We start from the raw sequence: 7,863 nt of genomic DNA, 5'->3' as shown, positions 1-7,863 counted from the left end.
CTCAGGATATATTCCTACGCGATACTCACCCGTCCGCCACTGACATTGCTGCCCGTGCGACTTGCATGTGTTAAGCATGCCGCCAGCGTTCGCTCTGAGCCAGGATCAAACTCTCAGGTTCATCAGCCCAACAGCGCCCGAAGGCGCCTCAGGCCATGCCCGCGAACTCCACCCAAACCCATCCATTCCATCGCCACCCAGCCATCCCCGCAAAACCACCAGAAAACAGACCCCGCACGACAACACCCACCAGCAAGCCGAAACCCGCCAGCAGCGCCGCCCGCGCATCCCACTCCCCATCCCCGCCACATCGGCAGAAACAATCAAAGCAAGACACGCACAACAGAACCCGCCCCCCAGCCGCCCCACACGCAGGACAACCAAACAGCTACGCTCTCTCAAACGCGCTTCCAAAACCCGATGCAAATTTCAAAGAACATCCACTTGGCCAAAGCCAAGTGGCAAACCGCCTTGCAACAGCCTTTCCTTCCGCCCTTGTGGGGTCGGCAGGAACGCCGCGCTCAGCGATTCGGCCGCCTCATCGGCGGGGCATGGATACTGGCGAAACCGCCAGCAATCGTCAAGCCCCAGCCATGCTGCGGTGGGCCAGTCTCTACGCCTGACAGCCATGGGGGTCAACACCCCTCATGGCAGTTTGCGAAACCTGGATGCGGTTCAGCTATCCACCCGGATGTTGTTGTCGCGGATCACCCGGCCCCAGCGGTCGATCTCCTGCGCCAGGAACTGCCGGCATTCCTCCGGCCCGGTCGCCCTTACGTCGGCGCCCTGCTCCTCGATCCGGCTGCGCACCACCGGGTCGGCCAGCGCCTCCGCCAGCGCCTCCCGCATCCGTGCCAGGATCGGCTCCGGCGTCCCGGCCCGGCCGAGGAAGGCCCACCAGGTCGGCGCCTCGAACCCGGCAAAGCCCTGCTGCGCAAAGCTCTTCACCCCGGGCACGTGCCGCGTCTCCCCGGCCGTGGTCACCCCCAGCGGCCGCAAGGTCCCCGCCTTGATGTGCTGGCTGATGATGACGACGTTCGACATGAACAACGGCACGTTGCCCGCGACCGCGTCCTGCACGGCCGGCCCGCCGCCCCGGTAGGGTACGTGCACCAGGCTGAAGCCGCCCTGCTGCTGCAGCAGCGTGGTCGCGACATGCGCCAGCCCGCCCACTCCAGAACTTGCAAAGCTGATCGTGTCCGGCGCCGCCTTGGCCGCCGCGACCACGTCCTGGAAGCTGCGGTACGGCGTGGACTGGTGCGCCACCAGCGCCAACGGCCCGTCCGCCACCAGGCTCACCGGCGCGAAGGCCTCGAGCGCCTTGTAGGGCAGCCGCATCAGGGTCTGGTTGGTCGCCTCGTTGTCGTAGGCCAGCATCCAGGTGCTGCCATCCGCTGCCGCCCGCGCCGCCTCGATCGCCCCGATCGAGCCCGAGGCGCCGCCGCGGTTGTCGATGATCACCGGCTTGCCCAGCAGCTCGGACAGCTTCGGCTGGAAGATCCGCGCGATGGTGTCGGTCGACCCACCCGGAGGCCAGGGCACGATCAGCCGGATCGACCGGTCCGGCCAGGCCGATTGCGCGCGCAGGACAGCAGGCGAAGCCAGGCCCGCGGCCAGTCCGGCCAACAGGGTACGACGATGCATGGGCGATCCTCGGTTTCGGCCTTGTTGCGGCCCGCTGAAGGTCGCGCGCAAATGGACCCGATCGCATTCCGACTCAAGCCCCGTCAGGCCGCCTCCAGCGCCTCGCCGGTCCGGAAGCTCTCCTCGATATGCCGCGCCAGTGCCTCCGCCACCGGGGTCCCCGGGCCGCGCAGCAGGCCGATGGCGAAGTCGGGCAGCTTCGGCAGCCCTTCCTCCGGCCCCAGCCGCCGCACCCCGTCCGGCAGCGGCACCGGCATCGCCACCGTCACCGCCAGCCCGGCCAGCGCCACCGCGAGGCACCCCGACAGGGAGGCCGAGGTATAGGCCATCCGCCAAGGCATCCCCGCCGCCTCCAGCGCCTCGATCGCCGCGCGCCGCCAGGCGCAGCCACCGCGTGCCAGCGTCATCGGCAGGGGCCGCCGCCGCGCCACATCCTCACTTCCTACCCAGTGCAGCGGGCCGCGCCAGAGCCAACGCGCCCGCCCACCCGGCGGCTCGTTGCCCTCGGACAGCAGGGTCAGGTCCAGCTCGCCCGCCGCCAGCCGGTCGACCAACTCGTTCGACGGCGCGCAGGTCACCTCCACCTGCACCGCCGGATGGCTGGCGGCGTAGCGGGACAGGATGCCGGGCAGCCAGCCCAGCGCGTAATCGTCCGGGGAGCCGAGCCGGACCTGCCCGGCCACCTCCGGCTGGCGGAAGCTCGCCACGATCTCGTCGTTCAGCGCCAGGATGCGGCGCGCCCGTTCCAGCAGCCATTGGCCATGCGCCGTCGGCTCCACGCCACGAGCGCCGCGCAGCAGCAGCGGCTGGCCCAGCGCTTCCTCCAGCCGGCGGATCTGCATGGACACTGCGGATTGGGTCCGCCCCACCGCCTGGGCGGCGCGGGTGAAGCTGCCGCCCTCGGCGATCAGGACGAAGCTGCGCAGCAGGTCGGGGTCGAGGCCGGGGGGCAGTGCAAGCATGGCGCCATATCAAAACTACTGATGGGCGGCGTCAATGCAATTCGTTTTCCTTATTCTGCTCCCCCGCACATCTTTCCCGTCCTGAGGAGCCCATCCTCGGTCGGGAAAAGGAGATCCCACCATGGCGATCCGTAGCACCTTCGCCTTCAGTCCCTTCACGCTGGCCCCCAAGCTGCCCCGTCTCGGCGGCCTGCCTGCCATGTGGCGCGCCCTGCAGACCCGCCGGCAACTGGCCGAGATGGACGACCGCATGCTGCGCGACATCGGCATCAGCCGGGTGGATGCGCTGCAGGAGGCGGACCGGCTGCCCTGGGACCTGACGCCGCGGTAGGGCAGGCAAGCGGCAGGGGGAGGTATTCCCCCTGCACCCTCTCTCTTGTTGTGGGTTTGAGCCTCGCTATTCGAGGGTCGCGTCCAGCGTGATGTCGGCGTTCAGCACGCGGCTGACCGGGCAGGTCGCCTTGGCATCCGCGGCCAGCGACTGGAACTGCTCGGGCGAGGCGCCGGGCACCTTGGCCTTCAGGCTCAGCGCGATCGCGGCGATCTTCCAGCCGGGCCCGTCCTGCTCCATCGTCAGCTTCGCCTCGGTCGCCAGGCTTTCCGGCGTCAGCCCGGCGCCCTGCAGCTTGAAGGCCAGCGCCATGGTGAAGCAGCCGGCATGCGCCGCGGCGATCAGCTCCTCCGGATTGGTCCCCTGGCCATCGCCGAAACGGCTGTTGAAACCGTAGGGCGTCCCCTTCAGCGTGCCGCTCTGGGTGGTCAGCGCCCCCTTGCCGTCCTTGCCGGTGCCCTGCCACGCGGCACTCGCGCTGCGCTTGATGCTGGCCATGATGCGTTCCTTCCAATGCCGGCGCCGGGTCGCCCCCGCGCTCCGCATTGAAAGACCGCATGGGCTGTTCCGGTTGCCTATTCCGCCGCCGGCATCCCCGCGGCCTGGCTCGCCCCCTGGCGGCGGAGGGTCGCCATCTCCGCCCGCAACGTCGCCACCTCGGCCCGCAGGGTGGCGATCTCCTCCCCCACCGGGTCGCAGGGCATGTCGAGCAACCCGTAGCCGGGGCTCGGCGCCGGCGCCGCGCGCCCGATCGACGCCCCGGTCAGGATGCGGTGCTCATGCGGCGGCCGCGCCGGGATGCCGATCACGGTCTCGCCCGCCGGCACCTCGCTCGCCACCACCGCATTGGCGCCGATCCGCGCCCCGTCGCCGATGCGGATCGGGCCCAGCACCTGCGCCCCGGCGCCGATCGCCACCCCGTCGCCGATCGTCGGGTGCCGCTTGCCGCCCGGCCCGGCATGGTTCGCCAGGCTGAGCCCGCCCAGCGTCACCCCGTGGTAGATCAGCACGTCGTCGCCGACCTCCGCCGTCTCGCCGATCACCACGCCCATGCCGTGGTCGATGAACAGCCGCCGGCCGATCCTCGCACCGGGATGGATCTCGATCCCGGTGATGAAGCGGCTGGTGTGCGACACCATCCGCGCCAGCGCCTTGAAGCCGGGGCGGTACAGCGCATGCGCCAGCCGGTGCATCAGCACCGCCTGCAGCCCAGCATAGCAGGTCACCGCCTCCAGCCAGCTGGGCCTGGCCGGGTCGCGTTCGCGGACGGTGCGGGCGAGCTCGATGATCTCCATGGGAAGCGTCCTTAGGCCAGCCAGGGGGGCACGGGCAGCCCCTTCTCGCGCAGGAATTCCGGGTTGAAGAGCTTGCTCTGGTAGCGCGCGCCGCCATCGCAGAGGATGGTCACGATGGTGTGGCCCGGCCCCATCTGCCGCGCCACGGCGATGGCGGCCGCGACGTTGACGCCGGCCGAGCCGCCGACCGAGATCCCCTCGTGCTGCTGCAGGTCGAAAACCTGCTCCAGCGCCACCGGGTCGGTCACCTGCACCGCGTCGTCGATGAAATCCCGGCCATGCACCAGATTCGCCGGCGCCGCGGTGGCCTGGCCGATGCCCTCGGTGATCGAGTTGCCCTCGGCCTTCACCTCGCCGGTCTTGAGCCAGCTGTGGAGCCCGCTGCCCATCGGGTCGGCCAGCACGATGCGGACCTGGGGATTGCGCGCCTTCAGCGCCCGGGCGACGCCGGTCAGCGTGCCGCCGGTGCCGCAGGCGCAGGTGAAGGCATCCACCCGGCCGGCCGTCTGCGCCCAGATCTCCGGTCCGGTCGTCGCCTCATGCACCGCCGCATTGGCCAGGTTGCCGAACTGGTTGGCCCAGATCACCCGCTCGCCCCTCGCGGCCAGCTCCTCGGCGATCGCGCGGGAAAAATTGACGTAGTGCCCGGGGTCGCGCAGCGGCTTGGGATCGACCAGCCGCAGGTCGGCACCGATCATCCGCAGGAAGTCGAGCTTCTCCCGGCTCTGCGTGCGGGGGACCACGATGATCGCCCGGTAGCCGCGCGCATTGGCCATCAGCGTCAGGCCGATGCCGGTATTGCCGGCGGTCCCTTCCACCACGATCCCCGGCTCCCCGGGCGTGAGCTGCCCGCGCCGCTCGGCATCCTCGATGATGCCGAGGCCGGCGCGGTCCTTCACGCTGCCGCCGGGCTGCATGAATTCCGCCTTGCCGAGGATCTCGCAGCCGGTCGCAGCACTTGCGCGGCGCAGACGGATCAGCGGCGTGTTGCCCACGGCGCCGGCGAAGCCGTCCACCACGTGCATCGGAGTCGGGGTGGCGATTGCGGCGCTCATGGGTCCTCCGGGCTTTCCGTGATCTGCGGCTGTTGAGGGCCTGGATTCAAGGGGCTTGCGCGCATTCCTGCCCTGCCCGCATGTCCCTGCATGTGTGTTTCACGCGGGTAACGCTTGACCTGACCCGGTCCGCTACAAGAACATAGCGCGAACACGCCATGACATTCCCTCCCGATTCTCCGCCGAGCCCTCCGCCCGGCCATGCCCTCGACCGCCCCGCCGTCCTGGCGGCGCTGCGCGCGCGCATCGCCCGGCTGGACCGCAGCGGCGCCCGGGCCGCCGCAGGCGACAGCCTGCCCTTGTGCGACGCTACCGACAGCCTGCCCTTGTGCGACGCCATCGACCAGCGCCTGCCCGGCGGCGGCCTGGCCCGCGCCGCGGTGCATGAGGTGCTGGCGGCCGATCCCGGCGCCGCCGCCGGCTTCTGCGGCCTGCTGCTGGCCCGTGCCCGCGGCACCGTCCTGTGGATCGCCGCCGAGCCGGATGCCTGGCCGCCCGGCCTGGCCCGCTTCGGCCTTTCCCCCGCCGACCTGGTGCTGGTGCAGGCGCCGCGGCGGCAGGATGCGCTCTGGGCGATGGAGGAAAGCCTGCGCTGCCCCGGCGTCGCCGGCGCGCTGCTGGCGGTGGACGGGCTGGACCTGACCGCCGCGCGGCGGCTGCAACTGGCGGCCGAGGCGGGCGGCGCCATCGGCCTGCTGCTCTGCCCGGATACCGGGGAAGCGGGTGGCGCGACCGCGGCGCTGACCCGCTGGCGGGTCGGCGCGCTGGCCGGGACCGCCAGTGGGATAGGCAGTGCGCACGACCTGGGCGACCCGCGCTGGAGCCTGGAATTGCTGCGCGGCCGCGGCGCCCGGCCACAGCGCTGGGAGGTGGTCTGGCGGCCTGCCCTGGACCGGCTGGACCTGGACGATGCCGGGGTGGAAGCCGATGAACGGGACGCCGAGGTCGAGACGGTGACGCTGCACGCGAGGCGCCGTGCGCGATGAGACGCCGCGCCTGCGCGCCGCCGCGGCTCCCTGACAGTATCGGCCCCGCGCCGGAGCCCGGGCCGGCCCCGGCACCAAGCCCCGCTTCCCCCCGCCGCATCGCCGCCCTGCACCTCCCCTGGCTGCCCATCGAGCGCCTCTGCCTGACCGGCCCTGCCGCGATCTGGACCACCGAGGCCAGCCGCCGCCACCTCGTCGCCGTCAGCCCGGAAGCTGCCGCCGCCGGCCTGCGTCCCGGCCAAGCCCTGGCCGATGCCCAGGCCATCCTGCCCGAGCTCGCGCTGCACCCGCATGCGCCCGAGGCCGATGCCGCCTGGCTGCGCCGCCTCGCCCATTGGGCGCGCTGCGTCACCCCGCTGCCGGCGCTCGACCCGCCGGACGGGCTGCTGCTGGACGTCACCGGCATCGCCCATCTGCATGGCGGGGAGGAGGCGCTGCGCCGCGCCCTCGTCGCCCGCTTCGCCCGCGCCGGCGTCACCGTGCAGGTGGCCATCGCCGGCACGGCGGATTGCGCCGCGGGCCTGGCGCGCGCCGGCGTCGGGATCGTCGTCCCGCCGGGCGAGGACGCGCCCGCCGTCGCCCCCCTGCCCCTGCAGGCACTGCGCCTGCCGCCGGCCAGCATCGCCGCGCTGCACCGGCTGGGCCTGCGCCGCGTCGGCGACCTGCTGCGGCAGCCGCGCGGGCCGCTGGCGAAGCGCTTCGGCATGGATCTGCTGGCGACGCTCGATGCCGCCACCGGCCTCCGCCCGCGGCCGCTCCGCCCGCTGCGCCCGCCGCCCGACTTCCTGGCCGCGCGCGACCTCCTCGAACCGGTGCTGACGCGGGAAGCGATCGACGCCATCCTCGCCGTGCTGCTGGCCGAGCTTTGCCGGCAGTTGCAGGAGGCCGGCCAGGGCGCGCGGCGTTTCCTGCTGCATGCCTTCCGCGTCGACGGCGTGGTGCAGGCGGCGGCGATCGGCACCGGCCTGCCGGCGCGCGACCCGCGCCACCTCGCCCGGCTGTTCCGCGAGAAGCTGGAAAGGCTGGAACCCGGCTTCGGCTTCGAACGCCTGGCGCTGGAAGCCCGCGCCTGCGCGCCGCTCAGCGCCGTCCAAGCCGCCCTGCCCGGCGAGGGCGGCGCCTCCGCCGACACGCGCCGGCAGACCCTGGCGGAGCTGCTCGACCGCCTCGCCCAGCGCGTCGAGATCTGGCGCCCGGCGCCGCGCGCCAGCCATTGGCCGGAACGCGCCATCTTCCGCGTCGGCCCTTTCGAAAGCGTGCTGCCGCCCGCCGGCTGGCCCGGCAGCGGGCCGCGCCCGGTGCGGCTGCTGCGCCGGCCGGTCCGGCTTTCGGCGGTGGCGCTGCTGCCGGATGCGCCGCCCTCCCTGCTGCGGCTCGGCCGGACGTCGTGGCGGGTGGCGCGGGCGGAAGGGCCGGAACGCATCGCGCCGGAATGGTGGCGGGACCGGCCGGGGCGGCCCTTCCGCGACTACTACCGGGTGGAGCTGGTCACCGGGGCACGGCTCTGGGTCTGCCGCCCGGGCGTCGCGGTGCCGGGGGAGGAAACCCAATGGTGGCTGCATGGGCGGTTCGAGTGACGCAGGGAGGGCT

General features: G+C 72.4%; 8 protein-coding genes and 1 rRNA gene. 3 read left to right on the top strand and 6 right to left on the bottom strand.

Translation table 11 applies throughout. The features are described 5' to 3' along the window. The 3 genes from ACFQS7_RS21485 to ACFQS7_RS21475 all read right to left on the bottom strand — a co-directional run. Positions 1-121 (bottom strand): 16S ribosomal RNA (locus ACFQS7_RS21485); the annotation flags it as partial. Between the two features lie 554 nt (positions 122-675). After that, positions 676-1,644, bottom strand: coding sequence for a tripartite tricarboxylate transporter substrate binding protein (locus ACFQS7_RS21480; protein ID WP_380069183.1), 969 nt, complete (start codon positions 1,642-1,644; stop codon positions 676-678). Between the two features lie 83 nt (positions 1,645-1,727). After that, positions 1,728-2,606, bottom strand: a complete 879-nt coding sequence (locus ACFQS7_RS21475; RefSeq protein WP_380069182.1) for a LysR substrate-binding domain-containing protein — start codon at positions 2,604-2,606, stop codon at positions 1,728-1,730. Between the two features lie 121 nt (positions 2,607-2,727). Here ACFQS7_RS21475 and ACFQS7_RS21470 point away from each other — a divergent pair, with 121 nt between their 5' ends. Further along, positions 2,728-2,937, top strand: a complete 210-nt coding sequence (locus ACFQS7_RS21470) for a DUF1127 domain-containing protein (protein WP_380069181.1) — start codon at positions 2,728-2,730, stop codon at positions 2,935-2,937. A 66-nt stretch (positions 2,938-3,003) separates the two neighbouring features. On the opposite strand, the gene ACFQS7_RS21465 is transcribed toward ACFQS7_RS21470, so the two are convergent. The 3 genes from ACFQS7_RS21465 to ACFQS7_RS21455 all read right to left on the bottom strand — a co-directional run bounded on the left by ACFQS7_RS21465 (position 3,004) and on the right by ACFQS7_RS21455 (position 5,287). Continuing rightward, positions 3,004-3,435 carry an OsmC family protein gene (locus ACFQS7_RS21465; protein WP_380069180.1) on the bottom strand — a complete coding sequence of 144 codons (432 nt, stop codon included), beginning with the start codon at positions 3,433-3,435 and terminating at the stop codon, positions 3,004-3,006. A gap of 77 nt (positions 3,436-3,512) precedes the next feature. Further along, entirely contained in the window at positions 3,513-4,232 is a 720-nt protein-coding gene (cysE, locus tag ACFQS7_RS21460; protein ID WP_380069179.1) for a serine O-acetyltransferase, read from the bottom strand. A gap of 11 nt (positions 4,233-4,243) precedes the next feature. Then, entirely contained in the window at positions 4,244-5,287 is a 1,044-nt protein-coding gene (locus ACFQS7_RS21455) for a cysteine synthase A (protein WP_380069178.1), read from the bottom strand. A 158-nt stretch (positions 5,288-5,445) separates the two neighbouring features. Between ACFQS7_RS21455 and ACFQS7_RS21450 the strand changes: the two genes are divergently transcribed. Both ACFQS7_RS21450 and ACFQS7_RS21445 read left to right on the top strand, forming a co-directional pair. Further along, positions 5,446-6,273 carry an ImuA family protein gene (locus ACFQS7_RS21450; protein ID WP_380069177.1) on the top strand — a complete coding sequence of 276 codons (828 nt, stop codon included), beginning with the start codon at positions 5,446-5,448 and terminating at the stop codon, positions 6,271-6,273. Further along, a complete protein-coding gene (locus ACFQS7_RS21445; RefSeq protein WP_380069176.1) occupies positions 6,270-7,850 on the top strand; it encodes a Y-family DNA polymerase in 1,581 nt (526 codons plus the stop codon). The genes ACFQS7_RS21450 and ACFQS7_RS21445 overlap by 4 nt, the downstream gene beginning before the upstream one ends. Positions 7,851-7,863 lie beyond the last annotated feature (13 nt).

The organism is Dankookia sp. GCM10030260, assembly GCF_042666655.1.
Taxonomy (GTDB): Bacteria; Pseudomonadota; Alphaproteobacteria; order Acetobacterales; family Acetobacteraceae; genus Paracraurococcus.
Note: the sequence above shows the minus strand (reverse complement) of the source record. Positions and strands in the feature narration are given on the sequence as shown.